Origin of the sequence: Methylosinus sp. KRF6 (assembly GCF_018887255.1) — a bacterium.
Taxonomy (GTDB): Bacteria; Pseudomonadota; Alphaproteobacteria; order Rhizobiales; family Beijerinckiaceae; genus Methylosinus; species Methylosinus sporium.
The window spans coordinates 1,794,272-1,820,398 of the sequence record NZ_JAHLJF010000001.1 but is presented as its reverse complement, the minus strand read 5'-3'; the positions used below and the strand labels follow the sequence as shown (position 1 = coordinate 1,820,398).

Sequence of the window (26,127 nt, the reverse complement as noted above, 5' to 3'; positions counted from 1 at the left end):
TCCGGTAGACCGCGATCAGGCCCAGGGCCGCGCCGCGGCCGTTTTGGCCTCGAAAGCGTCGATCGCGCCGGCCTTTTGCAGCGTGAGGCCGATATCGTCCAGCCCCTCGAGCAGGCAGTGCTTGCGGAAAGGATCGATGTCGAATTTGACGACGCCGCCGTCCGGGCCGCGAATCTCCTGAGCCGGCAGGTCGATCGTCAGCGTGGCGTTGGCGCCGCGCGCCGCGTCGTCCATCAGCTTCTCGAGATCGGCCTGCGAGACCTTGATCGGCAGAATGCCGTTCTTGAAGCAATTATTGTAGAAGATATCGGCGAAGCTGGTGGAGATCACGGCCCTCACGCCATAGTCCAGCAGCGCCCAGGGGGCGTGCTCGCGCGACGAGCCGCAGCCGAAATTATCGCCCGCAACCAGAATCTTGGCGTCGCGATAAGCCGGCTTGTTGAGCACGAAATCGGGATTGTCGGAGCCGTCGTCCTTATAGCGCAGCTCCGAGAAGAGACCCTTGCCGAGGCCGGTGCGGGCAATCGTCTTCAGATATTGCTTCGGGATGATCATGTCCGTGTCGATGTTCATGATCGGCAGCGGCGCGGCGACGCCGGTGAGGGTGACGAATTTTTCCATGCGGATGGGTCCTACAGGGCCTCGGGCGCGCGGTGCGCTCTCCGGCGCCCTTTAGCAAATCGTCGCAAAAGGCGCAAAGCAGGCGATCCTGTGGCGCCACAGCCGGGGTCGGCAGCCGCTTGCCGCTCGAGACGATCGGTCGTATAAGAGCGCTATGAGCAGACGGGACGTGAACGATATTCGGCGCAAGCTCCTCGACCAGGGCGTCGCTTTGCTGATGGAGCAGGGCTATCACGGCACCGGCCTGCACGAGCTGGTGCAGAGCGTCGGCGTGCCCAAGGGCTCCTTCTATAATTACTTCCCCAGCAAGGAAGCGTTCAGCGCCGAGGTGGTGAAGCATTATATCGATCCCTTCATCGCCCAGCTCGACGCGCATCTCGCACGCACCGACGTCGGCGCGGATGCGGCGCTCCGCGCCTATTTCGACGAGCTGATCGCCGATACGGAGCGCCGGGAGTTCAAAGGCGGCTGCCTGCTCGGCAATCTGATCGGCGAGATCGGCGACACCAGCGATCTGTGCCAGACCTCGCTGCGAGAGGCGGTGCGGCGCTATCGAGACAAGCTGCGGGAGGGCGTCGCGCGCGGCCAGGCGGAGGGCTGCTTCCGGCGTGATCTCGACGCCAAAGAAATGGCCGACTTTCTCGTGGACGCGTGGCAGGGCTCGCTTCTGCGCATGAAGATCGAGCGCTCCGTCCGTCCGCTGACCCAGTTCCGCGACATGCTGCTGAACGGCTATTTCCGCGCCTGATTTTTTGCCCGGATTTAAGACGACCGGTCATTTTAAATAGAGGTCGAGTCCGAGGCGAACGACCGCCCCGGAGGAGCCGCCGCGCCCAGCGCGCGTCGAAAAACCGTGGGCGCAAAAGCCCCGCGGAAAAAAGGGAGGAAGCAGTGGCCAAGCGCATACTCGTCGTCGGCGGCGGCATAGGCGGAACGATGACCGCCAATAGCATCGTCGCGAAGCTCTACCCCGAGATATCGGACGGCTCGGTCCAGGTGACCATGCTCTCCGATTCGCCCTGGCACTATTACAAGCCGGCTTTCATGTATGTCGCCTTCGACATGTTCTTCGAGGGCGAGCTGCGCCGCAAGCAGAGCTCCTTGCTGCGACCGGAGATCGAGTTCATCGTCGACAAGGTGGACCGATTCGATTTCGTCGGCTCCAGCGTGACGACGAAGAGCGGCCGGAAAATCGGCTATGACTATATCGTCGTCTCGACCGGATGCCTGCCGGCGCCCGAACGCATCCCGGGACTGAAAGAGGCGGGCGATTATTTCTATCAATATGAGCCGGCGCGTCGCCTCGCCGACAAGCTCCGCGGCTTCGAGAAGGGCCGCATCTTCATCACCGTCAATTTTCCCAAGACGCCCAATGTTCCGCATCAATGCGGCATAGCGCCGATCGAGACGACGCTGATGCTCGACGAATATCTGCGCCGCAAAGGCGTGCGCGATCAGGTCGAGATCGTCTACACCTATCCCACCGTCTCGCAGCTTTTGCGCAATTGCCTCTTCCTCCAGCAGGAGGTCTGCGAGGTGCTGCCCTCCGTCTTCGAGAGCAAGGGAATCAAATTCCAGCGCGGATTCACGCTGGATTCGGTCGATCCCGATCGCAAGATCGCGCGCTCCGCGGAAGGCCGCGAGGAGAATTTCGACCTGCTGATGTGCACGCCGCCGATTCGTGCGGTCGATGCGGTGATCGAGAGCGGCGTCTCGCAGGCGATGAACAATGAAGGCTGGCTGCCCACCGACCGCCGAACCTTGCAGATCGAAGGCTTCGCCAACGCCTATGTGATGGGCGACACGGTCGATCTGCCGATCAGCAAGGCCGGCGGCTCCTGTCACAACCAATGCCCGGTCATCGCCAATAATATCGCCGGCGACATTCGCATCGGCCGCACGGTCGACGCCTATGACGGCAAGGTCCAGGCCGTGGCGCAAATGGGCCTCGAGCTCGGAATGCCGCTCTGGTACGACTATGACGAGGATGTTCATCCGACGCCGCCGACCAAGCTCGGCGGGCTTCTCCGCAAGGCTTTCAACCGCGGAATCTATTGGTCCGTCGCGCGTGGCGTGATCTGAAAAAGCGAGGGATGAGCGATGAGCACGACCGAACTCGACATGCGCAATGAAAGCGCCTCGCCGACGCTCGACGAGGCGACGCGAAAGGGAATCGCCGATCTTCTCGAGAAAGCCTCGCCTCTGCTTCAGGGCCGGCGCTTTCACAATATCGTCGACCTTCTCTCTCTCGCTTCCGACGCCGTGGACATGGCCGACGACGCGATGATCCAAAAGCTGATGAAAGCCTATGAGGAGTCGATCGGCGCCGCCTGGACGCTCGGCAACGGCGCCCGCTTCGCCGCCAATGAGGCGTCGCGCAAGCCGACGCCGTCCCTGCTCGGCCTGCTGCGCGCGGCGGGCGACGAGGATGTGCGGCGCGGGCTGCATTTCGCGCTGCTGTTCCTGGCCGTGCTCGGGCGTCAGACGCGCGACGAGCCGGCATGACCGACACAGCGCTCGCCGCGCTCTATGAGCGGCGCGTGCGCGATTGGGCGCGGCGAGCGCGCGACGATTTGCGCCTCGCCGACGCCGACGTCTCCGTCACGCGGACGAGCCCGATCTGCGGCAGCCGGCTGACGCTCGATCTGCGTTGCGAGAGCGGCCGCATCGTGGCTCTCGGCCATCGCGCGCGGGCCTGCACGCTCGGCATGGCCGCGACGGCGATCGTCGTCGTGGGGGCGATCGGCGAAACGCTCGCCGATGTCCTCACGGCCGGCGAAGCGCTGGCGCAGCTTCTGGACGGCGCCGAGGTCGGCTTTCCCGAGAAGTGGCGGGAGCTGGAGATATTCGCTGCGGCGCGCGCCTTCCCGATGCGGCGCGGGTCTATCCTGCTGCCCTTCGACGCGTTCGCCGAGGCCTCGTCGCGCCTTACTCCGTGAGCGGGAGCAGAATATCGGCGTACCAGGCGCAGTTGAGGCCCAGCGCCTCGTCCTGCTGGAGGTCGCGGCCGACGTCAAGCCGCGCCGAATGGACGCCGAGCAGCGTCCAGGGAAGATCGCCCTGGCGCGCCTCCAGCGCCGGCACGCGGGCCACCACGGGCGCGCCGCTCGCGCCTCTGTGGGTGCGCGCGTCGGTGAGAAAATAGCCCTGGCCCTGAAAGCGCAGGCCGAAGGAGGAGGCGACGACGCCCTGCCGCGCCACCGGCATATGATGCAGCGTGTCGTGGAAGCCCAAGGGAAAGCCGAGAATCAGCAGCGAGGAGCCGACCTCCACCGTGTCGAACTCGCCGCAGAGATGCGCCGGCGTGAAGGCCCGATAGACGGTCGACTCCGGCAGAGCCTGCCGCTCGATCTCTATGGCCGCGACATCGATTTCGCCGCCGGCGTCGAGGCCCTGGCGCCAGACGCTCTTGCCGTCCTCGTAGAGCAGCATCGAGAAGCCGGTCGATTGGGTCATATTCTCGGCGTCTATATGCAGCTCGATCTCGATACGGTCGGGGCAATGCCCGGTCGCCGCGTCGCTCAGCACATGCCGGCTCGTCACCAGGAAAAGCCGTTCGTCGCGCGCGAAGAAGAAGCCGCTGGCGTTGGTCAGCGGGGCGTCGCCTTTGAATGTGCCCACGCGCGCCGTGGTGAGAAGCAGAGGTTCGATCGTCATCGGCCGGCCTTTCTCCTCCATGGGAGATTCTCCCCCAACGGCGACATGGCTGCTCGGTTCCGCCCCGGCAAGTCGGGGGGCGCCGCTCAGGGGCCGTGATAATCGGGGTCCGGCTTCGCCAGCAGAATGCTGGCGACGATCGGCATAGGATTGCTCAGCAGGCGGAAGCGGCCGAAGCCCGCCTTTTTGGCGAGCTTTTGCAGCTCGGCGACGGTTCGCGGCTCGCCGCGGCCCATGGCCAGCGTGTAGAATCCGTAATAGGCGTCGAGCGGCTCCGCGCCCTCGACGCCGGACATGGCTTCTATGATCAGCAGCGTCCCGTCGCGCGGCAGGGCGCGGCGCACATTGCGCAGCAGCTCCAGCGCGGAGGCGTCGTCGTGATCATGGACGATGCGAATCAAGGTTATCACATCCGCGCCCTTGGGCAGCGGATCGGTGAGGAAATTCCCGGAGAAGAAAGTCGTGCGCTCGGCGAGCCTCGCTTCCTCGAGCCGGGCGCGGGCGCGCTCGACCACCGCCGGCAGATCGAACAGCATCAGCTGCAGCCGAGGCGCCCGCGCCGCCGCGGCGATGAGAAAGGCGCCCTCGCCGCCGCCGACGTCGAGCAGCTTCTTATGCCGGCGGATCGGATAGACGTCGAGGACTTCCTGCGCCACCAGCGGCTGCGAGGCGGCCATCAGCGCGCTATAGGGCGCGACCTCCTCGGCCGAGAGCGCGGCGGGATTTTCCGCCGCCGAATAGGGCCAGTAATCGGCGAGCCGCGGCTCCGCCGATTCGTCGCCGCGCAGCAGCGCGACCGGATCGGCGAGATCGGCGTAGAGCATGGGCTGATGCGAAACGAGCGAGAGCGCGGCCTTGTTGCCGATGAGCGCCGCGCCGAGCTCGCCGAGGCCGAAGCGCTCTCCGCCGCGCCGCTCGACGAGGCCGAGCGAAGCGGCGGCGTCGAGCAGCCGCGCCGCGGCGTCCGGCGAGAGATCGAGCTTCTCGGCGATTTGTTCCACATTGCGCGGCTGCTCGAGCAGAAGCTCCAGCAGCTTCAGCCGCACGCAGGCGAGCAGCACCTGCGAATAGACGAAGCCGGCGCAAAGATCGAGCATCTCCCGCGCGCGGCGCCGCGCCTTCGCGCGGGTCAGCGGATGCGCGGCGGCGAGGCGCTGGAAGCGCGGACTGGAGATCAGCCGATCGCGAAGACGCCGCAGCCTGTCCCGAAAGAACTGCCCCATACGCCGCCCCTCCGTCTGCTCGATAGTCGCTCCTAGCCCAAAAGCGCTGTTTCGGAAACGGCGATTATCCCGGGCTCGGACGTTTGCCCGAGGGGGAGCCACGGGGACCATCGCCGTCATGCGCTTCGACGCTCTCGATCGGCTGAATTTTTTTCTCGCCGATGTGCGCGGCGGGCTCGGACCTTTCGTCGGCGTGTTTTTGTTCACGCAGGCGCATTGGAGCCAGGCCGAGATCGGCGCCGTGCTGATGGTGAGCGGGCTCGTCGGCATAGCGGCGCATCCGGCCGTCGGCGCCTTCATCGATCGCACGCACGCCAAGCGCGAGCTTCTCGTCGTCGCCAGCTTCGTGCTCTGCGGCTGCGGCCTCGCCATCATTCATGCGCCGAGCATTCCCGTCGTCGTCGCGGCGGACATCGTCATGGCGACGCTCGGCGCCGTCTTCGCGCCCACAGTGGCGGCGATCACGCTCGGCCTCTATGGCCGCGACAGGCTCGCCGAGAGGCTCGGCCGCAACGCCGCCTTCGATCGCGCAGGGAATATTTTTATCGCGGGAATCGTCGGGTTCGTCGGCGTGCTGGCGTCGCAGACCGCGCCCTTCTATCTCACGCCGATCTTCGCCGCGCTCGCGGCGCGGGCGGCCTTCTCCATTCCGGCGAAGGCTATAGATCACGACCGCGCCCGCGGGCTCGAGGATGTCGATCCAGCCCATCCGCCGCAGCCGGGCGAGCTGCGCGATCTCCTGCATTACCGCACGCTGCTCGTCTATGCGGCGGCGGCGGCGCTGTTCAATTTCGCCAATGCGCCGACATTGTCATTGATCGCGCAGAAGCTCGCTTCGGAAAATCCGGGCTTCGAGAGTGGCGTCACCTCGGCGGCGATCATTCTGGCGCAGCTCTCGACGATCGGCATGGCGCTCATCGTCGAGCGCGCCGATCTCATCGGCCGAAAGCCGCTCATCGTCCTCGCCTTCACGGCGCTGTTCGCGCGCGATCTCGCTTGCGTCTTCGCGGAGACGCCGCTGCATCTGCTCGCGGCGCAACTGCTGGACGGCGTCGGCGGCGGATTGTTCGACGCGCTGCTGCCGCTCGTGCTCGCGGACATCATGCGCGGCACGGGCCATTACAGCCTCGCGCGCGGCGGGCTCGGCTTCGTGCAGGGCGTGGGCGGGGCGACGAGCCTGTCCGTCGCCGGCTTCATCGTCACCTCGGTCGGCTATGCGCCGACCTTTCTGGCGCTCGCCGCGGTCGCGCTCGCGGGCCTCGCGCTGGTCCTCGTCGCCATGCCCGAGACGGGGCCGAAGCGCTGACTCCTCCGCTCAAGCCGTTCCGGGCGCGAAGCCCTCCTCGAGGCCGAGACGCTCGAGCAGCGATTTGCGTCGCTTGCGGTCGCGCTTCTGCGGCGGCTTGCGATTGTAATAATCGAACAGCACTTCGCGATAGAGCTTGATGACGCTCCTCTCGTCGAGCCCGACCAGAATATGGGCGGCGACGCGCAGCAGCAGATAGACGACGCATTCGAAGAGGAAGGAGCTCGGATGCGAGAACATCACCGGCAGAGCCGAAGCGATGACGGCGCCGTAGAGCGAGGCGATCGCATAGCGCGGATTGACGCGCGCCCACAGGAAGAGGCGCAGCAATTCGCGATAGCCGACGATGTTCACCAAGGTCGAGTAGAGCTCGAGGCTGAGTGCGCCGTTCTGGAAATCGACGATCGCGCGGGCGAAGGCGACGATGGCGACGAGGGAATAGAAAATCGTGTCGCAGCGGCGAAGGCAGAGTTCACGAACATCGTCGAACAACAGTTTTTTCCTCATCTTCGCTCCTCGAGGCGTCGGGGTCGCGCTGTCGCATTCTTTCATTCGAGCGAGTCTGATCGATCGAAACCGTTCGAGCGGAACACGCTCTGAAAGAGCCGCAAATCCGGCGCCGACCAGTCCGGCGCCGATGAGAGATTCAGCTCGCGGTATGCGCGCCGCTCCTGTAATACGTGGCGGTTCGAAGCGAGCTGCGACGTGATGTCGCGCCGGCGCGGAGCCTCGTCACAGAGCGCTCTGCGCGTTCGGGCGCCGAAATGGCGGGCGCCCCGGGCGAAGGACGCCATAGCCCGAGACGACGAAAAAGGTCATATTGCCGCCAAAGCGGACGGCGCGCCAAAGCGCCGCAGTCACCCGAGGGAACGCTCGATGTCGGAAAAGATCTATGCCGTGCCGGAAGCTTGGCGCAATGAAGCGCGCGTGAACGCCGAGAAATATGACGCGCTCTACCGGCGCTCTGTCGCCGACCCCGACGGCTTTTGGGGCGAGCAGGCGCAGCGCATCGAATGGATCGCGCCGTTCACGCGCGTGAAAGAGGTGAGCTTCGACACGCATAATGTCGCGATCGAATGGTTCGGCGACGGCTCCACCAATGTCGCGATGAACTGCATCGATCGGCATCTTCCGCATCGCGCCGATCAAGTCGCGATCATCTGGGAGGGCGACGATCCCTCGCTCTCGCGTCACATCACCTATCGCGAATTGCACGAGCAGGTCTGCCGCTTCGCCAATGTGCTGAAGGCGCATGGCGTGCGCAAAGGCGATCGCGTGACGATCTATCTGCCGATGATTCCGGAGGCGGCCTACGCCATGCTCGCCTGCGCGCGCATCGGCGCCGTGCATTCGGTGGTGTTCGGCGGCTTCTCGCCGGACGCGCTCGCCGGCCGCATAGAGGATGCGCAATCGGATGTCGTCATCACGGCGGACGAGGGCGTGCGCGGCGGCCGCAAATCGCCGCTGAAGGACAATGTCGACGCGGCGCTGGAGAAGGTTTCGGCCAAGACCGTGATCGTCGTCACGCGCACCGGCGCGAAGGTGGATATGAAGCCCGGCCGCGATTTCCGTTACGAGGACGAGGCGAAGAAGGTTCCCGAGGATTGCCCTTACGCCGAGGTCGGCGCCGAGGATCCGCTGTTCATCCTCTACACATCGGGCTCGACCGGAAAGCCCAAGGGCGTGCTGCACACGACCGGCGGCTATCTCGTCCACGCCGCGCTCACCCATGAGCTGGTCTTCGATTATCGCGAGGGCGACGTCTATTGGTGCACGGCGGATGTCGGCTGGGTGACGGGCCACAGCTATATCGTCTATGGCCCGCTCGCCAATGGCGCGACGACGCTGATGTTCGAAGGCGTGCCGAATTATCCGACCGTCTCGCGCTTCTGGGAAGTGATCGACAAGCACAAGGTCGATATTTTCTACACGGCGCCGACGGCGATCCGCGCGCTGATGGGCGCCGGCGAGGAGCCGGTGAAGAAGACCAGCCGCAAATCCATTCGCCTGCTCGGCTCGGTCGGCGAGCCGATCAATCCGGAAGCCTGGGAATGGTATCACCGCGTCGTCGGCGAGGGCCGCTGCCCGATCGTCGACACATGGTGGCAGACGGAAACGGGGGGCATTCTGATCGCCCCGCTGCCGGGCGCGACGGCGCTGAAGCCGGGCTCGGCGACCAAGCCCTTCTTCGGCGTGCAGCCGGAGATCGTCGACGCCAATGGCAATGTGCTGGAGGGCGCCTGCGAGGGTAATCTCGTCATCGCCGATAGCTGGCCGGGACAGGCGCGCACCGTATTCGGCGATCACGAGCGTTTCGTGCAGACTTATTTCACCGCCTATCCGGGCAAATATTTCACCGGCGACGGCTGCCGGCGCGATTCCGACGGCTATTATTGGATCACCGGCCGCGTCGACGATGTCATCAATGTCTCTGGCCATCGTCTCGGCACGGCGGAGATCGAGAGCGCGCTCGTCGCCCATGAGAAGGTCGCGGAGGCGGCCGTCGTCGGCTTCCCGCACGCGATCAAGGGCCAGGGCATCTACGCCTATGTGACCTTGATGGGCGGAGTCGAGGCTTCCGAGCGTCTGCGCAAGGAGCTGGTCGATTTCGTGCGCAAGGAGATTTCCGCCATCGCCTCGCCGGACGTGATCCAATTCGCGCCCGGCCTGCCGAAGACGCGCTCTGGCAAGATCATGCGGCGTATTCTGCGCAAGATCGCGGAGAATGAATTCGGCGCGCTGGGGGATACGTCGACGCTGGCCGATCCGAGCGTTGTGGAGGATCTCATCAAGAACCGGCCGGCGGGATGACGAGGGGAGCGAGATCGGGCGCGGCGCGCGCGTTGGCGATGATCGCCTCTCGCGCGCCGACCCTTTCCGCGCTATGTTTTACGAGGCGCCAACCGTAAAAGTGGCTTTCGGCGACAGGGACTCGACATGAGCATTATGATTTCCGAGGTCTATGACGCCTTCGTCTCGGCCGGAGCGCCGGAAGAGAAGGCTCGTCGGGCCGCCGAAGCCCTGACTGTTTACGAAAGCCGGTTTTCCAAGCTCGAGAACGATATGGCCGTCATCAAATGGATGCTCGGCTTCGTCATCGCCATTCTTTCCGCCGTGGCGCTGAAGCTCTTCCTCCATTGAGCGGTCGAGTTCGTCAGGCTTGACACCTGCCCGCGCCTGGGTCACTCGGCGCTCGTCAATCCAAAATGAGGGGACGAGCAGCGCATGGCGAAGGCATTCGTGTTTCCGGGGCAGGGGTCGCAGGCGGTCGGCATGGGCAAGGCGCTCGGCGAGGCCTTTCCTCAAGCGCGCGCCGTCTATGAGGAAGTGGACGCCGCGCTCGGCGCGCCGCTCTCCAACATCATGTTCGAAGGCCCGGAGGCCGAGCTGACGCTCACCGCCAACGCCCAGCCGGCGCTGATGGCGGTCTCCCTCGCCGCCATTCGCGTGCTCGAGGCCGAGGCGGGGCTCGATCTCTCCCGCGACGCCAAATTCGTCGCCGGCCATTCGCTCGGCGAATATTCGGCGCTGGCCGCCGCCGGCGCGCTCTCGATCGCCGACACCGCGCGGCTGCTGCGGCTGCGCGGCCAGGCCATGCAGGCGGCGGTTCCGGTCGGCGCGGGCGCGATGGCGGCGCTCATCGGCGTCGAGTTCGACGCCGCGCGCGAGATCGCCGAGGCGGCCGCCGAGGCCGAAGGAAAAGTCTGCCAGATCGCCAATGACAATGGCGGCGGCCAGATCGTCGTCTCCGGCGCCAAGGCGGCGGTGGAAAAGGCGATTCTCATCGCCAAGGAGCGCGGCGTGAAGCGCGCCGTGCCGCTGCCCGTCTCCGCGCCCTTCCATTGCGCGCTGATGCAGCCGGCGGCCGAGGCCATGCGCGAGGCGCTGGCGACGACGACGATTCTCGCACCCAAACTTCCCGTCGTCGCCAATGTGACCGCGAGCCCGATCGTGTCGCCGGACGATATTCGTCGTCTTCTGGTGGAGCAGGTGACGGGCACGGTTCGCTGGCGCGAATGCGTCGCCTATATGGCCGGCGAGGGCGTCGACCGATTCGTCGAATGCGGCGCCGGCAAGGTGCTGACCGGGCTTTTGAAGCGAATCGCTTCCGAGGCGAAAGGCGTCGCCGTCGGCGCGCCCGAGGATCTGGACGCTTTTCGCGCCTTCGTCTGATCGCGAAAAAGCCCGGCCGCAGGGGCCGGGCTCTTCGTCCGGGAGGGGAGGACGGTTTTTAGTATCTCGCCACCACGGGAGCCGGGGTGAAGAGATTGAAGTGGTAATTGACGCCCGCGCGCACGGTGCTGATCTGGGTGCGGCGGTTCCAGGTCAGGGCGCCGATGCCGACGATGCCCGGCTGGACGATCGGCGCGAGCAGCAGCCAATTGTTGTTGTTGTTCGCATTGTCGTTCAGCTCGGTGTAGAGATATTCGACCTTGGCCGACCAATTGGGCAGGAAGGCCCATTCGACGCCGCCGCCGGCCGTCCAGCCGCTGCGCACGTCATTGCCATTATTGCCCCACCAGCCGATCGTGGGCCGGTTCACCTCGCCATAGGCGAAGCCGCCCGTGCCGTAGATCAGGAGCCGCGAATCGAGCAGCGCCAGGCCGACGCGGCCGCGCACCGTGCCGAACCAGGGCACGCGGACGCGATTGAAATCGCCCCAGCCCCACCAATTGTTGTTGCCGCCGCCGCTGCCGATGCTGGTGCCCTGAATATCGGTCTCGAGACCGACGACGAAGAGCGGCGAGAGCTGATAGTTCCAGCCGAGCTGAGCGCCGCCGACCACGCCGCCGCTATTGTTGCCGTTGTTGTTGTTCCAACCCCAGTTCCAATTGTTGTTGTTGTTGCGGTCGATCCAGCCGCCGCCGATGTTGAGACCGACATAAGGCCCGGTCCAGGAAAAAGACGGCGGCGGGACAAAGGCGACGACAGGCGCCGTGCGCGCCGGAAGATCGGCCGCGAAGGCCGAGCCGCCGAACAGCGCCGAAAAGATCGCCAGAACGGAAATTGTGTTTTTCATCGATGGCTCCTTCAATTCTCTAAAATCCGGCGCAGCACGCCAATCCACGCTGTTCGACCCCGCGAACGAAAGCATTCGACCGCCTGCAGACGAAGATTTCGTAAATCGCCGAGACTGTAAACGCCAAATATGCCCGTATAAGCGCCGCTGACGCGCTTATTTGCTACGGTGTGATAAAAAAGCACCCTTACGTAGTCAGAAAACGCTGAATTTGTACTACAAACCGCAGCCGCTTTCTCTCCGCAATACCACTTAATGCGACAAAGAAGGCTGCCGCGCCCTCCGATTGCGCGCTGCGCGGCCGGCGCCCTATAGAGACGCATTCATGTTTTCGCGAAGCCGCGCGACGAAAGCGGCGGCGAGGGAGGAGAGATGTTCGATCTGACCGGCAAGACGGCGCTGGTGACGGGCGCGAGCGGGGGCATCGGCCGGGATATCGCGCGCGCGCTGCATCAGAGCGGCGCGGTCGTGGCGCTGTCGGGCACGCGTGAAGAGGCGCTTTCGGCGCTCGCTTCCGAGCTCGGCGAGCGCGTCCATATCCTGCCTTGCGACCTGTCCGACAAGACGCAGGCCGAGGCGCTGGTCCCGGCGGTGGAAAAGGCCATGGGCGGGCTCGACATTCTCGTCAACAACGCCGGCATCACCCGCGACATGCTGTTCATGCGCCTCAAGGACGAGGATTGGGACGCGGTACTGAACGTCAATCTCACCTCCGCCTTCCGCCTGTCGCGCGCGGCGCTGCGCGGCATGATGCGCAAGCGCTTCGGGCGAATCATCGGCATCACCTCGGTCGTCGGCGTCACCGGCAACGCCGGCCAGGGCAATTACGCCGCCGCCAAGGCGGGCATGATCGGCATGACCAAATCTCTGGCGGCCGAGGTCGCCTCGCGCGGCATAACCGTCAATTGCGTGGCGCCCGGCTTTATCGAGAGCCCCATGACCGACGCGCTGAACGAGACGCAGAAGCAGACGATTCTGCGCGCCGTGCCGGCCGGTCGGCTGGGCACGGGCGCCGATGTCGCCGCCGCCGTCGTCTATCTCTCGAGCGACGAATCGGCCTATGTCACAGGCCAGACTCTGCATGTGAACGGCGGCATGGCGATGATTTGAAAGCTCGGGATTTGCCGTGGGGCGCCCCTCGCCACGGCGAATTAATTATGCTACCAGACGCGACGCTGGCCGGGGGCGACGCCGCGAGAGCAATTCGGGCCGGCGAAAAGCTCGCCTCCCGATGGCGACATTTCGGTGGATCGCGCGAGCGGAACCGCAGAAATGTGACGTAGTTTACCCCTGAAACGATCGAGCGTGGTCCGAGCCGAGCTATGGATCCGCCAAATCGGTGTCAGCAGATCGATCGAACGAGGATCAGAGAAGATGAGCGATATCGCCCCGCGCGTTAAGAGTATCGTTGTCGAACATCTCGGCGTCAAAGAAGAAGAGGTGAAGCCGGAGGCGTCTTTCGTCGACGATCTCGGGGCCGATTCTCTCGATACCGTCGAGCTGGTCATGGCCTTCGAGGAGGAGTTCGGCGTCGAGATCCCGGACGAAGAGGCCGAGAAGATCAACACGGTCGGCGACGCCATCACCTTTCTCGAAAAAGCCAAGGCGGCTTGAGGCGAGACGCCTACGCGACGCGGATCGTGGAACGGTCCGCGCTGTCGCGACTTCGAGAAACCGACTGAAATATATGGCATAGCGTTCGAGAGAATCCATGCGCAGGGTGGTGGTCACCGGACTCGGCATCGTTTCGCCGTTGGGCTGTGGCGTGGACGTCAATTGGCGGCGGCTGATCGCCGGAGAGCACGGCTTTCGCCGCATCGACACTTTCGAGGCGTCTGATCTCCCGTGTCAGATAGCAGGTTTCGTGCCGCGCGGCGACGGAACCAATGGAACCTTCGATCCCGACGCCTGGTTCGAGCCGAAGGAGCAGCGCAAGGTCGACGACTTCATCATCTATGGAGTCTCCGCGGCCACTCAGGCGCTGGCCGACGCCGGCTGGACGGCGGACACGCCCGAGAAGCAGAATTCGACCGGCGTGCTGATCGGCTCCGGCATCGGCGGGCTCGGCGGCATTTACGAGACCTCCATCACGCTGAAGGAGAAGGGCCCGCGACGCGTGTCGCCCTTCTTCATCTCCGGCCGAATCATCAATCTGGCCTCCGGCTATGTGTCGATCATGCACGGCCTCAAGGGGCCCAATCACGCCGTCGTCACCGCCTGCTCCACCGGCGCGCACGCCATTGGCGACGCGGGCCGGCTGATCGCGCTCGGCGAGGCCGAGGTGATGGTGGCGGGCGGCGCCGAATCGCCGGTCAATCGCATCGGCGTCGCGGGCTTCGCAGCCTGCAAGGCGCTGTCGACCGGCTTCAACGATCGTCCAGAGGCGGGCTCGCGCCCCTATGATCGCGATCGCGACGGCTTCGTCATGGGCGAGGGCGCCGGCTGCGTCGTGCTCGAATCCTATGAGCACGCCAAGGCGCGCGGCGCCAGAATCTACGCCGAGCTGATCGGCTATGGCATGTCCGGCGACGCCTATCACATCACGGCGCCCGCGCCGGACGGCGACGGCGCCTATCGCTGCATGGAAATCGCGCTGAAGCGCGCGGGCGTTCGCGTGTCGGATGTGGATTACGTGAACTCACACGGCACCTCGACGCCGCTCGGCGACGAGATCGAGCTGCAGGCGGTGCAGCGCCTCGTCGGCAATGAGACGCCGAATCTGTCCATGTCCTCGACCAAATCGGCGATCGGACATCTGCTCGGCGCGGCCGGAGCCGTGGAGGCGATCTATTCCATATTGGCGCTCACCCATGGCGTCGCGCCGCCGACGCGCAATCTGGACAATCCTTCGGTCGAGACCGACATAGATCTGGTCCCGCACGAGGCGCGGCGGCGTAAGATCGATATCGTCCTGTCCAATTCCTTCGGTTTCGGCGGCACGAACGCCTCTCTCGTCTTCCGGCGTCCGGAGTGATCGGCGCTTCGCGCCGCCGCTCGCGCCTGTGGACGAGTGGCCGTTCCTGATTTCGCCACAAAGAACGATAGGGTAGCGAACGCGCGAGCGCCGCAAAGTCGTCGCAATCCTGTTCGGCGAGGCGGCTCTCGAAGCGTTTTGTTTGTCGGTCCGTCGCGTTTTTCTGGTCGGCGAGTTTGGATGTGATCCGAATCACGACACGGCCCGAAACCCAAGAGACGGAGTTTCCCGATGAGCGATACTCCCCCCGATGATTTGCCGGAAGCGCCGAAGGACGGCGCGACCGAATCTCATTCCGATCCCAAAGGGCGCGCGCCCGAGGGGCAGGCTTCCTCCTCCTTCTTCCGGCGCCGTGCGAGCTTGCGCAGCGCCGGCGAAGCCTTGCAGCCGGACGCGCCGCCGCCGCCCCCGCCGCGCCGCAAGCGGGAGGGAACGCTCTCCGCGCTCAGCAGCCTTCTCTCCCTGCTGCTGGTCTTCGCCGTGGCCGGCGTCTTCGGCCTCATTGCCGTGCTGCACAAGCTGCGCGAGCCCGGCCCGCTCGCCGCCGAGCGAATCGTCTATATCGCCCCGCACAGCGACGTTCCCGAGATTCTGGCGCAGCTCGAGCGCGACGGCGTCATCGACAATCCAATGCTGATGAATGTCGCCCTTTTGATCGAGGGCGTCCGCGGCAAGCTGAAGCCCGGCGAATATGCGTTCAAGCAGAACGCCAGCCTGCGCGAGGTGATGGACGAGCTGGTGAACGGCCGGCAGATTCTGCATGGCGTCACCATTCCCGAAGGGCTGACGACCGAGCAGGTGGTCTCGCGTCTGCGCGAGAACGACATTCTCGCCGGCGACATGTCGGAGCTGCCCAAGGAAGGGGCGCTGCTGCCGGAGACCTATAAGGTCGCGCGCGGCTATCCGCGCGCCAAGCTCTTGGTGAAGATGCAGGAGGATCAGCGCAAGCTGCTGGATCAGATCTGGGCGCGCCGCCATCCCGACCTTCCGGTCAAGACGCCCTATGAGCTGGTGACGCTGGCCTCCATCGTCGAGAAAGAGACCGGCAAGGCCGATGAGCGCCCGCGCGTCGCCGCCGTGTTCATCAATCGCCTGCGCAAGGGAATGCGTCTGCAATCGGACCCCACCATCGTCTATGGCCTCGTCGGCGGGCGCGCCACGCTCGGCCGCGGCATTTTGAAGTCCGAGGTCGAGAAATGGACGCCCTATAATACCTATGCGATCGACGGCCTGCCGCCGGGGCCGATCGCCAATCCGGGTCGCGCGGCGCTGGAGGCGGTCGCCAATCCCTCGCGCACGCAGGAGCTCTATTTCGTCGCAGACGGCACGGGCGGCCATGTCTTCGCCGAGACGCTCGATCAACATGCCCGTAACGTCCAGCGCTGGCGGCAGATCGAGAAGGATCGGGCTTCGGGCGTCGATCGGCTGGAGCCGGGCGCGGTGGTCGGGCCGACGCAGTCCGCCCCGCGGGAAAAGCGCGGCGACGCGGCTTTCGGCCGGCTCGTGGCGCTGGCCGATGCGGCCATGGAGCCGATCGCCGCCGCCGATCCGCGTCCTGGCGCGCTGAAGCGAATCGGCGCCGCTCTGCCTGCCATTCCGTTCGAATATGCCGGGGACAATGAGGCGAGCCTGCGTCTCGCCGCCGAGCGCGCCGCCGTGGCGGCTTCTGCGCCGCCGCTGTTCACCACGCCATTCGCCCAGCGCGCCCAGCCGGAGGCGCGCGCCGCGGTCGCTCTGCTGGCCAATGCCGCGCAAGAGGATTCGCAGGCGGCCGCCGACGATCTCGCCGAGGACGAGGGGCTCGATTCGCCGACGAGCTATCCCGTCTCCGCCGCTCTGCGCGCCGAGCAGCGCGCTCGCGCGGCCCGGCTCGGCGTTTCCCCCGTCGAGGGCGGGCCCGAGGGACGGCCATTGCCGCTCTCGGCCTCTGCGGAGGTCGGCCGGCCGCCGCGCGCCGCCCGCGCCTTCGATGCTTCCGAGGGCACGCCGCTCGATCCGCTGCGCGACCGCGGCTGGGATTTGAACTCGGCGAAGATCGTGCCCGATGTGGCGAAGTTTCGGTGATGGAAGCGCGTAGCGAGTAGAGAGACAGTCTACTCGCCACGCGCCCTAGCAAGGATCGCAATGACTCTCGCCAGCATGACAGGCTTCGCCCGCGCCCATGACAATCTCGGGCCGTGGCGCTACGCCTGGGAGATCAAGACCGTCAATTCCAAAGGGCTGGATCTGCGGCTGCGCGTCCCGCCCAATTTCGACGCGGTGGAGGTGAAGGCGCGCGCGCTGATCGCCGGCCGCATCGCCCGCGGCTCCTGCTTCGCCAATCTCACCGCGCGGCGCGACGACGCGCTGGTCGAGACGCGCGTCAATCGCGCCGCGCTGGAGCGGCTGTTGAAAGCGCTCGACGACGTGCCCTTGCACGCATCCTTGCGGCCCGCCTCGCTCGACGGATTGCTCGCGGTGCGCGGCATTGTCGAGGTCATCGAGCCGGAAGACGACGAAGAGCAGCGCAATGCGCTCGACGCAAAGGTGCTGGCGACATTGGCGCAGGCGCTCGACGCTCTCACCGCCTCGCGCGCCTCCGAAGGCGCGGCCATAGGCGAGGTGCTGACGGCGCGGCTCGCACGCATCGGCGAATTGACCGCGCAAGCGGAGGCGCTGCCCGGCCGCTCGGCGGAGGCGGTGCGCGCGCGGCTCGCCGCGCAAATCGCGGCGCTGCTGGAGACGGGCCATTCCTTCGATGCACAGCGCCTGCATCAGGAGGCGGTGCTGCTCGCGGTCAAGGCCGACATTCGCGAGGAATTGGACCGGCTGAAAGCGCATGTGACGAGCGCGAAGGCGCTCATCGACAAGGGCGGGCCGATCGGCCGCCGGCTCGACTTTCTCGCCCAGGAACTCTCCCGCGAAACCAACACGCTCTGCGCCAAATCCAATGACGGCGCGCTCACCGCCCTCGGCCTCGAGCTCAAGATCGAGGTGGAGCAATGGCGCGAGCAGGTGCAGAACATTGAGTGAGGAGAAAATAGCGAATAGGGAGTAGCGCGAAAGACGCGCTCCATTCGCCACTCGCTATTCGCTGGACCAAATATGCCCACAACGCCAGACCGTCGCGGAATCGTCCTCATTCTCTCCTCGCCCTCCGGCGCGGGGAAGACGACGCTGACGCGTATGCTGCTGCAGAACCGCGAGCTCGACCTCACGCTCTCGATCTCGGTGACGACGCGCCCGCGCCGCTCCAGCGAGGTCGACGGCATTCATTATTCTTTCATTTCCAAGAGCCGTTTCGAGGCGATGCGCGACAATGGCGAATTGCTGGAATGGGCGGAGGTGCACGGCAATTATTACGGCACGCCGCGCGGACCCGTCGACGAGATATTGGGCGAAGGCCGCGATGCGCTTTTCGATATCGATTATCAGGGTACGCAGCAGGTGCGCGAGAAGATGGGCGCGGACACTGTCACCGTCTTCATCCTGCCGCCCTCGATGAAAGAGCTGCGCGCGCGTCTCGAGCGCCGTGCGGAAGATTCGCGCGAGGCGATCGAGCGCCGTCTCGAGAATGCGCGCAACGAAATCCAGCGTTGGAAGCAGTACGATTATGTGCTCGTCAACGACGATCTGCAGCGCAGCTTCGACGATCTTCTCGCAATATTGCGCGCCGAGCGTCAGCGCCGGCCGCGGCGCTTGCCGGGCATAGAGGCTTTCGTCGCGCGCCTTTTGAGTGAGTGACAAGCGCATGTCCTATCGCGCATTCGTCTCCTCGATGCGGGTATTGTTTTGTATTTTCTTTGGTATATTCGCGGTTTTGATCTTCGCCTTTTGCGTCGGTTTTGCCAAAGATTTGCTGGATACCGCCGTCGAGCATCGGTGGGGGTGCGCTTCGGGAAAAGAAGAAGTGGCCAGCGACGAGAGCGCAATTCGCCATGTGAAGGACGATTATCTTATTCAAGCATTTATGAAAAAACACCAGGGCGCGCTTAATTCAGAGGAATATGCCAGAGGATTGAATATTTCGTATGATCGCTCGAAAGACCATCGCGGCGGATGGTTTATCGAACGCCGATGGGTGGGGTTTGGAAGAGAAATTCTCGACGTCGGCTTTCTATATGGATCGTCCGCTTCGGAGATCGAAATAGGGTGCACCATGACACGGTGCGGTCCAAGTCCTCGATGTCGCTCTATTGCGAATTGACTCCAACGGAGCCGCCGCCACTGCGATCGGATCGGCTCTGGAGAGAGTGTCCGAGCCATTGCGAGCTTCACAGCGACTTGCTTTCACAAAATTCGCCCGCGCGGTGAGAGGGTGGGAAATTTCGACTTGCTCGGCGCGTCGCCGACAGTCAATCATCCGCAGTCAGTCCGATGATGCGAGGAATTTCGGTTTCGCCATGACATCCGCAAAGCTCTTCGTCCCGATCATCGCGGCGCTGTGCCTCGCCGCCTGCAATTCCGCGCAGCCCGTCGCGGTCGCGCAGGCGCCGGCGGTCGCGACGCGCAGCGCGACTCCGGCGGGATTCGAGCTGCCGGCGGGCTCGGGCTGCGCCAATGCGATCGGCCGATATCGCGCGATCATGGACAATGATCTCGCCATGGGTCACGTGAATCAGGGCGTCTATGCGACTATCCAGGGAGAGATCGACTCCGCCGCCGCGGCCTGCTCCGCGGGAAGAGACGCCCAGGCCGTCGCGCTGGTGCGCGCGAGCAAGGCGCGCCACGGCTATCCCGGCTGACCCTCGCGACATTTCGCCGAGCGCAGATTGGAAGCAATCTCAACTTGCGGCGTTGTGGCCCGACGAGCCTTTTACTACTTTGATATTCAAGCTCTAGCGCGTTTTCGGCCGCGCCTGCGCCACTGGCTTCGCACAGCGGCGCTGGGCCGGTTCTTGCTATGCCGTGATCGACGCGGCGGAGCCATGGGCATGGGCGAAGACGTTCGAACGAATCATCGAAAGGCGTGAAATGACATCCTCCCGTATTCTTTTCGCCGCGGCCGCTCTCGCGGCGGGCGTCGTCGCCGCCGTCGCGGCCGACGAGACCTCCCTGGAAGTCTCCATCAAGGACCATCGTTTCACGCCTGCCGAGCTTCATGCGCCGGCCGACAAGCCCATCGTCATCGTCGTGAAGAATCTCGATTCCACGCCGGAAGAATTCGAGAGCAAGGCGCTCAAGATTGAGAAGGTCGTCGCCGGCTCCGCCGAGATCACCGTGCGCGTGCGTCCGCTGAAGGCGGGCAGCTATAAATTCTTCGGCGAATATCACGAGTCCACGGCCAAGGGCGTTCTCGTCGTCGAGTGAGGACTTAGCAATGCTGGGCGCTCTCGTCATCGTTTTTCGCGAGGTCATAGAGGCGGGCCTCGTCATCGGCATCGTGCTCGCGGTCACACAGGGGGCGCGCGGCTCGCGGACCGTCGTCTTCGCCGGAGTGGTCGCGGGCGCGCTCGGCGCCGGGCTCGTGGCGCTGTTCGCCGATGCGCTGTCGCAGGCCGTCGCCGGACGCGGGCAGGAGCTGTTCAACGCCGCTGTCCTCGCGGTGGCGGTGGTGATGCTCGCTTGGCACAACATATGGATGGCGCGCCATGGCCGCGAACTGGCGAGCGAGCTGGCGGCCGCCGGCCGCGCCGCTGTCTCCGGCGACAAATCCTTCTTCGGCCTGGCGCTGGTCGTCGCGCTCGCCGTGCTGCGCGAGGGCTCGGAGGTGGCGCTGTTCCTCTACGGCCTGCTCGTCTCCGGCGAATCGGGCGCCGATGTGATCCTCGGCGGCTTTTCGGGTCTCGTCCTCGGCGCCGGCGTCAGCGCGCTCACCTATTTCGGTCTCGTCACCATTCCGGCGCGGCATTTGTTCGCCGTGACGACGGCGATGATCACTCTGCTCGCCGCCGGCCTCGCGGCGCAATGCGCGGCCTTCCTGCAGCAGGCCTGGATCGTCACCGCTCTGTCGCAGACAATGTGGGACACATCCGGCGTGCTGCCGGATACGAGCCTCGTCGGGCGTGTGCTGCATACGTTGATCGGCTATGTCGACCAGCCGACGGCGCTGCAGGTCGTCGTCTATGTGGCGACGCTGGCGGGCATATTCCTCGCCACGCGCCTCGCCGCTCCGCGGCCCGGCGCCGCCAATGTCCACGCCGCGGCGGAGTGACCTTCGATCGGACGCGGCCTATTCGGCCGCGTCCTGCTCCTGCGCGCCGCGCGCGAGCCGTTCGGCCTTCAGCAATTCCGCGACGAGGAAGGCCACTTCTATCGCCTGCTCGGCGTTGAGGCGCGGGTCGCAGGTCGTGTCGTAGCGCACGCCGAGCTCCTGCTCGGAGATATCGCGCGCGCCGCCCATGCATTCGGTGACATTCTGCCCCGTCATCTCGAGGTGAATGCCGCCGGCATAGGTGCCCTCGGCGCGGTGAACCTCGAAGAAATTGCGGATTTCCGCCATCACGCGATCGAAAGGCCGGGTTTTGCGGCCGCCGGCGCTGATCGTGTTGCCGTGCATCGGATCGCAGCACCACACGACATTGCGGCCCTCGCGGGCGACGGCGCGCAGGATCGGCGGCAGCGCCTCGGCCGCCTTGTCGGAGCCGAAACGGCAGATCAGCGTCAGCCGCCCCGGCTCGTTCTGCGGATCGAGCCTGTCGATGAGGCGCAGCAGCCCGTCGGGCTTCAGGCTCGGCCCGCATTTGAGGCCGATGGGGTTCTGCACGCCGCGCAGATATTCGATATGGGCGCCGTCCTCCTGGCGCGTGCGGTCGCCGATCCAGAGGAAATGGCCGGAGGTGGCGAAATAGCCGCCCTCAAGCGAATCGACGCGGGTCAGCGCCTGCTCATAGCCGAGCAGCAACGCCTCGTGAGAGGTGTAGAAATCCGTCTGCCGCAGCTCTGGATGATGCTCGGGATCGAGGCCGATGGCGCGCATGAAGCCCAAGGTCTCGCTGATATGGTCGGCGAGCTGCGAATAGCGATCCGAGAGCGGGCTGTTGCGCACGAAGCCCAGCATCCAGCGATGGGCGTTGACGAGATTGGCGAAGCCGCCCGTCGCGAAAGCGCGGATGAGGTTGAGCGTCGCCGCCGATTGCCGATAGGCCATCAGCTGGCGCTGCGGATCGGGCGTGCGGGCGGCGGCGGTGAATTCGATGTCGTTGATGATGTCGCCGCGATAGCTCGGCAGCTCCAGCGCGCCCTGCTTTTCGGTAGGGGCGGAGCGCGGCTTGGCGAATTGGCCGGCGATGCGGCCGACCTTCACCACGGGCGAGGCCGCCGCATAGGTCAGCACCACCGCCATTTGCAGGAAAACGCGGAAGAAGTCGCGGATATTGTCGGCCGAATGCTCGCCGAAGCTCTCGGCGCAATCGCCGCCCTGCAGCAGAAAGGCGCGGCCGGCCGCCACTTCCCCCAGCGAGCGTTTCAGATTGCGCGCCTCGCCGGCGAAGACGAGGGGCGGAAATCCGGCGAGCTGCCGCTCGACATCGGCGAGCGCCGCCTGATCGGGATAGACCGGCGTCTGCTCGATCGGTCTTCCTCTCCAGCTTCCGGGCGTCCAATTCTCCACTGGCCTGGCTCCTGCTCGCCGCTCCCCCGCGCGGCCCAGCTATACAGGAGTGAGCCCGCGGAGGCGAGCTTTTGCCCGTCCGCCGGAAATGCCGCCATATTCCCTCGGCCAGGACCTGCGGTCTTTCCGCAGGATGACGCGGCTCTCCGCTTTCCCTAGCCTCGACGGCGCACTTTTCGTACGAGCGCTTTTTTCATGCCGGTCTTTTTATCGGATTTCATTCACGCCGCCCGCTGGCTCGCCGCTCTCGCCGTTCTGCTCGCTCACGCCAATGTGCTCGTCTCCTTGAGCGACATGATGGTCGCGCCGCATGGGCCGCTCGTCTATGCGTGGTGGTTCGTCACCGCTTTCTCGCATCAGGCGGTGACGGTCTTTTTCGTGCTGTCGGGCTTTCTCGTCGGCGGCCGCGTCTTTGTGGCCATGGAGCGGCGGACGCCCTTCCTGCGCGCCTATTTCGTCGATCGCTTCGCCCGCATCTATCTGGTGCTGATCCCGGCGCTGGCGCTGACCTTCGGTCTCGACGCGCTCGGCCGCGATCTTTTCGCCGGCGCAGGCGTCTATGAGCTTCCCGGCCTCGAGGGCGCCTATGAGGCCTCGCGCATTCTCTCGACGCTGGCCATGCAGCAGAATATCTGGGCCGGCCAGGCCGGCACAGACGGCGCGCTGTGGTCGCTGGCCTGCGAGTTCTGGTACTATCTTTTGTTCCCGCTGCTGCTGCTTCCTTTGGCGCGCGCCTATTCGGAACCCGCGCGCCTCGCCGGCTTCGCCCTCGGCGCGCTGCTGCTGCTGCTCCTCTCGCTTCCCTCCTCGCGCGTGCCTTTCGGCTTCGCGCTATGGGCCATGGGCGCGCTGGCGGCCCGCGCGAAGCGCCCGCTCTTCGCCGGCAAATATCTGTCGCTGGGGATTTTTCTCGCGGCGCTCGTCGTCGCCCGCCTCGCCGCGCGCGGGCCTCTCTTCGAGGCGCATCCGGTTCTGCACGACATCGCCGACGCGCTCACCGCGGCGACGCTCGCCAATCTGCTGGCGACGCTGCGCTTTTCGGAAAGCGGCTTTGCGCTCGGAGATTCGGCGCTGCATCGCCGGCTCGCAGATTTCTCTTTCTCGCTCTACGCCACGCATATGCCGATCGTTTTCTTCTTCTGGGCCGGAGCCGGCCATATTTTCGGCGTGGACTGGCACAAGCTTCTGCCGACGTCGACGCATTGGCTCGTCACGGCGGCGCTGCTCCTCGTCGCCGTCGCGACGGCCTTCGTCTTCTCGCGTGTGACCGAGGCGCATACGCCGGCGCTGCGGCGGCTTCTGCATGCGGCTGTCGCCGCGCTGGACCGGCGCGCGCGGCTCGGCCTGCGCGCCCGCTGGATTGGCCATGGTCGAGCCGAGGGGCTATAACTCGGCCCCGCCCAGCTTTTGTTTGGAGCGCAGTCCGATCGCTCCAAAGCCACCGGAGACTCATGCCGATCCTCTTATCGCAATTCATCGAAGCCTGTCGTTGGGTGGGCGCGCTGCTGGTGCTCGCCGTCCATTCCACCAATATGTTCGTCAATCTCGCGGACATAATGAGCGCTCCCCATGCGGCGAGCGTCTACGCCTGGTGGTTCTTCGTCAGCTTCGAGCTCGGTCATCAGGCCGTCGTCGGCTTCTTCGCCATTTCGGGCTATCTGGTCGGCGGCGCCGTGCTGGCGCAATTGCGCAGGGACAAGCCCTTTCTGCGCGACTATCTCATCCATCGGTTCGCGCGCATCTATATCGTGCTCGCGCCGGCGCTGCTGGTCACAGTGGTGGCGGATGGGATCGGCCGCGGCTGGCTCGGCGACAGCGGCGTCTATGACTGGCCGGTGTTCAAGGACCATTATCGCGCCGATCTCTTCCTCGGCTCGCTGGCCAATCTCTCGGCGATCTATTGCGATTTCTTCGGCACCAATGGACCGCTCTGGTCGCTCGCCTGCGAGTTTTGGTATTACATCTCCTTTCCGCTGCTGCTGCTGCCCTTCGCCCGCGCCTATTCGTTGCGAACGCGCGCTGTCGGATTCGCGCTCGGCCTCGCCATTCTGGTGGTCATGTCCATCCCCTCCGGGGGCTGGTTTCGTTTCGGCTATCTGCTCTGGGGCCTCGGCGCGCTGGCGACTCTGGCGCGGCGCCCACTGGTCCAATCGCGCTGGATCGCGCTCGCGCTCTATGTCGTCGCGGTCATCCCCATCCGCCTTCTGGTGCGCGGCCCCAATCTCGAGGCTCATCCCTATCTCGCCGACGCGGCCGATCTTCTGGGCGCCGTCCTCTTCCTCAATCTGATGGTGACGCTGCGCTTCGGGCCGCAGCAGGGCTGGGCGCTGTTCCAGCCGCAGCTGCATCGGCGGCTCGCCGATTTCTCCTTCTCGCTCTACAGCGTCCATATGCCGGTGCTGATTCTGGCGCGCGCCTTCGTCGATCAGCGCTTCGGCGCGCAATGGGCGCGCGAGCTGGCGACGCCCGCCCATTGGCAGATGATGGCGGCGGTGATGACAGCGGCGGTCGTCTTCGGCTTCCTCTTCTCGCGCGTCACCGAGGCGCACACCAATTCCGCGCGGCGCGCGCTGCGCAGAGCCTTCGAGGCGGCGGAGGAGCGTCGGCGCCGGCGCGTCCCGCCGCCGCTCGAGGAGCTGGAGCGCGAGCCGCAAAAAGCCGACGCCTGATTGTGAAGGTCAACCGTGCCGCCCTCTGTCGACGAACCGTCGCATCCCTCCTCTAATGGCGAGGACCCGAGGCGGGCCGCCGAAGGCGCGCGCCCGCGGGGACGCACGAAAATGAAGACGATGCCGTCGAGCGTCGCGATCGTGGGCGATTCGCCCTTTCTCTGGGTCATGCGCTTCGATGCGGAGGGCGCGGCGACGCTCGTCGCCGACCACGATTCCGCGCAGCTCGATTCGGATGCCGACGGCTATTTCTGGGTCCATCTCAATGTCGCCGATCTGCGCTATCGCGATTGGGTCGCCGGCCGCCGGCAAATGCCGGCCGAGGCGCGCGCCCTGCTCATCGACCAGGACAGCCATCAGCGGCTCGACGCCGACGAGCAGGCGCTCTGGGGCGTGATCGCCGATTACGGCCGCGATCTCGAGCGTGAGGAAGACGTGCTGCGTCCCTTGCGCGTCGTCGTCACCGAGCGCTGCATCGTCACCGCCCGCCGCTACGCCGTCGAATCGACGGCCGCCATTCGGCAATCGGCTCTGGACGGCCAGCGCCTGCGCGCGCCGCTCGATCTCTTCGAGGCGCTGGTGACGCGCAGCCTCGTCTCCATGGACACCGGCCTCGAGAAGCTTCTCGCCAGATTCAACAAGATCGAAGATCGCGTGCTGGACGACGAGGCGCATGACGACCGGCGCGATCTCGGCGCGCTGCGCCGCCAGACGATCCGGCTGCGGCGCGAGCTCGCCGACGGCCAGCGCGTCTTCTCGCGCGCCGCCTTCTCGCCGCGCGTCTCGCCGCCGGCCCATGCGACGCTGCGCCGGCTGACGCAGCGCTTCGATTCGCTGCAGCAGGAGCTGCAGGCGGTGGAGGAGCGCGCCCGCCTGCTGCAGGACGAGATCGTCTCCAACCTCACGGCGGAGACCAATCGTCAGCTCTATGTGCTGACCATTCTCGGCACTCTGCTCATGCCGCCGACTCTCGTCTCCGGCATATTCGGCATGAACACGAAGAATCTGTTCTTCGCCGATAATGAGCAGGGGACGCTCTATGCGGCGGCGCTCTGCCTCGCCTCGGCGGCGGCGGCCTTTTTCGCGCTGATGTGGATCAAGCGCCGCGAGGGTTAGCGGAACTCGC

At 65.5% G+C, this 26,127-nt stretch carries 27 protein-coding genes; 21 read left to right on the top strand and 6 right to left on the bottom strand.

The genetic code is table 11. The annotated features are described in order from the left end of the window. Window positions 1–15 precede the first annotated feature (15 nt). Window positions 16–621 (bottom strand): 3-isopropylmalate dehydratase small subunit, encoded by a 606-nt coding sequence (gene leuD / locus KP010_RS08745; protein WP_142862912.1) that lies wholly within the window; start codon window positions 619–621, stop codon window positions 16–18. Window positions 622–775: 154 nt separating this feature from the next. Here leuD and KP010_RS08740 point away from each other — a divergent pair, with 154 nt between their 5' ends. The 4 genes from KP010_RS08740 (at window position 776) to KP010_RS08725 (ending at window position 3,560) form a co-directional block, all read left to right on the top strand. Beyond that, entirely contained in the window at window positions 776–1,369 is a 594-nt protein-coding gene (locus KP010_RS08740) for a TetR/AcrR family transcriptional regulator (protein WP_142862913.1), read from the top strand. Window positions 1,370–1,512: 143 nt separating this feature from the next. Then, entirely contained in the window at window positions 1,513–2,703 is a 1,191-nt protein-coding gene (locus tag KP010_RS08735) for an FAD/NAD(P)-binding oxidoreductase (RefSeq protein WP_142862914.1), read from the top strand. Window positions 2,704–2,721: 18 nt separating this feature from the next. Further along, on the top strand, window positions 2,722–3,126 hold the full coding sequence (locus tag KP010_RS08730; protein WP_142862915.1) for a DUF1641 domain-containing protein: 405 nt from the start codon (window positions 2,722–2,724) through the stop codon (window positions 3,124–3,126). Continuing rightward, window positions 3,123–3,560, top strand: coding sequence for an iron-sulfur cluster assembly scaffold protein (locus tag KP010_RS08725; RefSeq protein ID WP_142862916.1), 438 nt, complete (start codon window positions 3,123–3,125; stop codon window positions 3,558–3,560). The genes KP010_RS08730 and KP010_RS08725 overlap by 4 nt, the downstream gene beginning before the upstream one ends. Here the strand turns inward: KP010_RS08725 and KP010_RS08720 are convergent. Continuing rightward, a complete protein-coding gene (locus tag KP010_RS08720; protein WP_185966495.1) occupies window positions 3,550–4,299 on the bottom strand; it encodes a serine protease in 750 nt (249 codons plus the stop codon). The genes KP010_RS08725 and KP010_RS08720 overlap by 11 nt on opposite strands. A 65-nt stretch (window positions 4,300–4,364) precedes the next feature. Beyond that, entirely contained in the window at window positions 4,365–5,501 is a 1,137-nt protein-coding gene (locus KP010_RS08715; RefSeq protein ID WP_142862918.1) for a methyltransferase, read from the bottom strand. Window positions 5,502–5,619: 118 nt separating this feature from the next. On the opposite strand from KP010_RS08715, the gene KP010_RS08710 reads away from it, so the two are divergent. Next, window positions 5,620–6,807, top strand: coding sequence for an MFS transporter (locus KP010_RS08710; RefSeq protein ID WP_142862919.1), 1,188 nt, complete (start codon window positions 5,620–5,622; stop codon window positions 6,805–6,807). Window positions 6,808–6,816: 9 nt separating this feature from the next. Here the strand turns inward: KP010_RS08710 and KP010_RS08705 are convergent, their stop codons facing one another. Further along, window positions 6,817–7,314, bottom strand: coding sequence for a hypothetical protein (locus KP010_RS08705; protein WP_246659835.1), 498 nt, complete (start codon window positions 7,312–7,314; stop codon window positions 6,817–6,819). A 369-nt stretch (window positions 7,315–7,683) separates the two neighbouring features. Here KP010_RS08705 and acs point away from each other — a divergent pair, with 369 nt between their 5' ends. From acs to fabD, 3 genes are all read left to right on the top strand, one after another. Further along, complete coding sequence (acs, locus tag KP010_RS08700; RefSeq protein ID WP_216280743.1) at window positions 7,684–9,618, top strand: acetate--CoA ligase; 1,935 nt, start codon at window positions 7,684–7,686, stop codon at window positions 9,616–9,618. A gap of 126 nt (window positions 9,619–9,744) precedes the next feature. Beyond that, a complete protein-coding gene (locus KP010_RS08695) occupies window positions 9,745–9,948 on the top strand; it encodes a hypothetical protein (protein WP_036293633.1) in 204 nt (67 codons plus the stop codon). An 84-nt stretch (window positions 9,949–10,032) separates the two neighbouring features. Further along, entirely contained in the window at window positions 10,033–10,980 is a 948-nt protein-coding gene (fabD, locus tag KP010_RS08690; RefSeq protein ID WP_142862921.1) for an ACP S-malonyltransferase, read from the top strand. A gap of 58 nt (window positions 10,981–11,038) precedes the next feature. On the opposite strand, the gene KP010_RS08685 is transcribed toward fabD, so the two are convergent. Next, window positions 11,039–11,827, bottom strand: a complete 789-nt coding sequence (locus KP010_RS08685; protein ID WP_142862922.1) for an outer membrane protein — start codon at window positions 11,825–11,827, stop codon at window positions 11,039–11,041. A 372-nt stretch (window positions 11,828–12,199) separates the two neighbouring features. On the opposite strand from KP010_RS08685, the gene fabG reads away from it, so the two are divergent. The 10 genes from fabG to KP010_RS08635 all read left to right on the top strand — a co-directional run bounded on the left by fabG (window position 12,200) and on the right by KP010_RS08635 (window position 20,934). Further along, the gene (gene fabG, locus KP010_RS08680) at window positions 12,200–12,937 is read left to right on the top strand and encodes a 3-oxoacyl-[acyl-carrier-protein] reductase (RefSeq protein WP_142862923.1); all 738 of its coding nucleotides are present in this window, start codon (window positions 12,200–12,202) and stop codon (window positions 12,935–12,937) included. Between the two features lie 264 nt (window positions 12,938–13,201). Then, complete coding sequence (locus KP010_RS08675) at window positions 13,202–13,441, top strand: acyl carrier protein (protein WP_142862924.1); 240 nt, start codon at window positions 13,202–13,204, stop codon at window positions 13,439–13,441. Window positions 13,442–13,538: 97 nt separating this feature from the next. Further along, window positions 13,539–14,801, top strand: coding sequence for a beta-ketoacyl-ACP synthase II (gene fabF, locus KP010_RS08670; protein ID WP_142862925.1), 1,263 nt, complete (start codon window positions 13,539–13,541; stop codon window positions 14,799–14,801). A gap of 231 nt (window positions 14,802–15,032) precedes the next feature. Beyond that, the gene (gene mltG, locus KP010_RS08665) at window positions 15,033–16,865 is read left to right on the top strand and encodes an endolytic transglycosylase MltG (RefSeq protein ID WP_216280742.1); all 1,833 of its coding nucleotides are present in this window, start codon (window positions 15,033–15,035) and stop codon (window positions 16,863–16,865) included. A 60-nt stretch (window positions 16,866–16,925) separates the two neighbouring features. Next, window positions 16,926–17,813, top strand: a complete 888-nt coding sequence (locus tag KP010_RS08660; protein WP_142862927.1) for a YicC/YloC family endoribonuclease — start codon at window positions 16,926–16,928, stop codon at window positions 17,811–17,813. Between the two features lie 72 nt (window positions 17,814–17,885). Then, the gene (gene gmk, locus KP010_RS08655) at window positions 17,886–18,524 is read left to right on the top strand and encodes a guanylate kinase (protein ID WP_216280741.1); all 639 of its coding nucleotides are present in this window, start codon (window positions 17,886–17,888) and stop codon (window positions 18,522–18,524) included. After that, window positions 18,517–18,987, top strand: a complete 471-nt coding sequence (locus tag KP010_RS08650) for a hypothetical protein (protein ID WP_216280740.1) — start codon at window positions 18,517–18,519, stop codon at window positions 18,985–18,987. The genes gmk and KP010_RS08650 overlap by 8 nt, the downstream gene beginning before the upstream one ends. Window positions 18,988–19,183: 196 nt before the next feature. After that, window positions 19,184–19,525, top strand: coding sequence for a hypothetical protein (locus KP010_RS08645; protein ID WP_142862930.1), 342 nt, complete (start codon window positions 19,184–19,186; stop codon window positions 19,523–19,525). Between the two features lie 229 nt (window positions 19,526–19,754). Beyond that, a complete protein-coding gene (locus KP010_RS08640; RefSeq protein ID WP_142862931.1) occupies window positions 19,755–20,090 on the top strand; it encodes a cupredoxin domain-containing protein in 336 nt (111 codons plus the stop codon). A gap of 10 nt (window positions 20,091–20,100) precedes the next feature. After that, on the top strand, window positions 20,101–20,934 hold the full coding sequence (locus KP010_RS08635; protein ID WP_142862932.1) for an FTR1 family protein: 834 nt from the start codon (window positions 20,101–20,103) through the stop codon (window positions 20,932–20,934). 18 nt (window positions 20,935–20,952) lie between these two features. Here the strand turns inward: KP010_RS08635 and KP010_RS08630 are convergent, their stop codons facing one another. Then, entirely contained in the window at window positions 20,953–22,332 is a 1,380-nt protein-coding gene (locus tag KP010_RS08630) for a class II 3-deoxy-7-phosphoheptulonate synthase (protein ID WP_142862933.1), read from the bottom strand. A 195-nt stretch (window positions 22,333–22,527) separates the two neighbouring features. On the opposite strand from KP010_RS08630, the gene KP010_RS08625 reads away from it, so the two are divergent. From KP010_RS08625 to KP010_RS08615, 3 genes are all read left to right on the top strand, one after another. Further along, window positions 22,528–23,721, top strand: a complete 1,194-nt coding sequence (locus tag KP010_RS08625) for an acyltransferase (RefSeq protein ID WP_108915525.1) — start codon at window positions 22,528–22,530, stop codon at window positions 23,719–23,721. Between the two features lie 62 nt (window positions 23,722–23,783). Further along, on the top strand, window positions 23,784–25,001 hold the full coding sequence (locus KP010_RS08620; protein WP_216280739.1) for an acyltransferase: 1,218 nt from the start codon (window positions 23,784–23,786) through the stop codon (window positions 24,999–25,001). Window positions 25,002–25,112: 111 nt separating this feature from the next. Further along, complete coding sequence (locus KP010_RS08615; protein WP_108915527.1) at window positions 25,113–26,117, top strand: CorA family divalent cation transporter; 1,005 nt, start codon at window positions 25,113–25,115, stop codon at window positions 26,115–26,117. The last annotated feature ends 10 nt before the right edge of the window (window positions 26,118–26,127 follow it).

Bases quoted from the DNA above. Each gene is read 5' to 3' on its own strand.
- leuD (WP_142862912.1), bottom strand. From the start codon at position 621: ATGGAAAAATTCGTCACCCTCACCGGCGTCGCCGCGCCGCTGCCGATC.
- KP010_RS08740 (WP_142862913.1), top strand. From the start codon at position 776: ATGAGCAGACGGGACGTGAACGATATTCGGCGCAAGCTCCTCGACCAG.
- KP010_RS08730 (WP_142862915.1), top strand. From the start codon at position 2,722: ATGAGCACGACCGAACTCGACATGCGCAATGAAAGCGCCTCGCCGACG.
- KP010_RS08725 (WP_142862916.1), top strand. From the start codon at position 3,123: ATGACCGACACAGCGCTCGCCGCGCTCTATGAGCGGCGCGTGCGCGAT.
- KP010_RS08720 (WP_185966495.1), bottom strand. From the start codon at position 4,299: ATGGAGGAGAAAGGCCGGCCGATGACGATCGAACCTCTGCTTCTCACC.
- KP010_RS08715 (WP_142862918.1), bottom strand. From the start codon at position 5,501: ATGGGGCAGTTCTTTCGGGACAGGCTGCGGCGTCTTCGCGATCGGCTG.
- KP010_RS08710 (WP_142862919.1), top strand. From the start codon at position 5,620: ATGCGCTTCGACGCTCTCGATCGGCTGAATTTTTTTCTCGCCGATGTG.
- KP010_RS08705 (WP_246659835.1), bottom strand. From the start codon at position 7,314: ATGAGGAAAAAACTGTTGTTCGACGATGTTCGTGAACTCTGCCTTCGC.
- acs (WP_216280743.1), top strand. From the start codon at position 7,684: ATGTCGGAAAAGATCTATGCCGTGCCGGAAGCTTGGCGCAATGAAGCG.
- KP010_RS08695 (WP_036293633.1), top strand. From the start codon at position 9,745: ATGAGCATTATGATTTCCGAGGTCTATGACGCCTTCGTCTCGGCCGGA.
- fabD (WP_142862921.1), top strand. From the start codon at position 10,033: ATGGCGAAGGCATTCGTGTTTCCGGGGCAGGGGTCGCAGGCGGTCGGC.
- KP010_RS08685 (WP_142862922.1), bottom strand. From the start codon at position 11,827: ATGAAAAACACAATTTCCGTTCTGGCGATCTTTTCGGCGCTGTTCGGC.
- fabG (WP_142862923.1), top strand. From the start codon at position 12,200: ATGTTCGATCTGACCGGCAAGACGGCGCTGGTGACGGGCGCGAGCGGG.
- KP010_RS08675 (WP_142862924.1), top strand. From the start codon at position 13,202: ATGAGCGATATCGCCCCGCGCGTTAAGAGTATCGTTGTCGAACATCTC.
- fabF (WP_142862925.1), top strand. From the start codon at position 13,539: ATGCGCAGGGTGGTGGTCACCGGACTCGGCATCGTTTCGCCGTTGGGC.
- mltG (WP_216280742.1), top strand. From the start codon at position 15,033: ATGAGCGATACTCCCCCCGATGATTTGCCGGAAGCGCCGAAGGACGGC.
- KP010_RS08660 (WP_142862927.1), top strand. From the start codon at position 16,926: ATGACTCTCGCCAGCATGACAGGCTTCGCCCGCGCCCATGACAATCTC.
- gmk (WP_216280741.1), top strand. From the start codon at position 17,886: ATGCCCACAACGCCAGACCGTCGCGGAATCGTCCTCATTCTCTCCTCG.
- KP010_RS08645 (WP_142862930.1), top strand. From the start codon at position 19,184: ATGACATCCGCAAAGCTCTTCGTCCCGATCATCGCGGCGCTGTGCCTC.
- KP010_RS08640 (WP_142862931.1), top strand. From the start codon at position 19,755: ATGACATCCTCCCGTATTCTTTTCGCCGCGGCCGCTCTCGCGGCGGGC.
- KP010_RS08635 (WP_142862932.1), top strand. From the start codon at position 20,101: ATGCTGGGCGCTCTCGTCATCGTTTTTCGCGAGGTCATAGAGGCGGGC.
- KP010_RS08625 (WP_108915525.1), top strand. From the start codon at position 22,528: ATGCCGGTCTTTTTATCGGATTTCATTCACGCCGCCCGCTGGCTCGCC.
- KP010_RS08620 (WP_216280739.1), top strand. From the start codon at position 23,784: ATGCCGATCCTCTTATCGCAATTCATCGAAGCCTGTCGTTGGGTGGGC.
- KP010_RS08615 (WP_108915527.1), top strand. From the start codon at position 25,113: ATGAAGACGATGCCGTCGAGCGTCGCGATCGTGGGCGATTCGCCCTTT.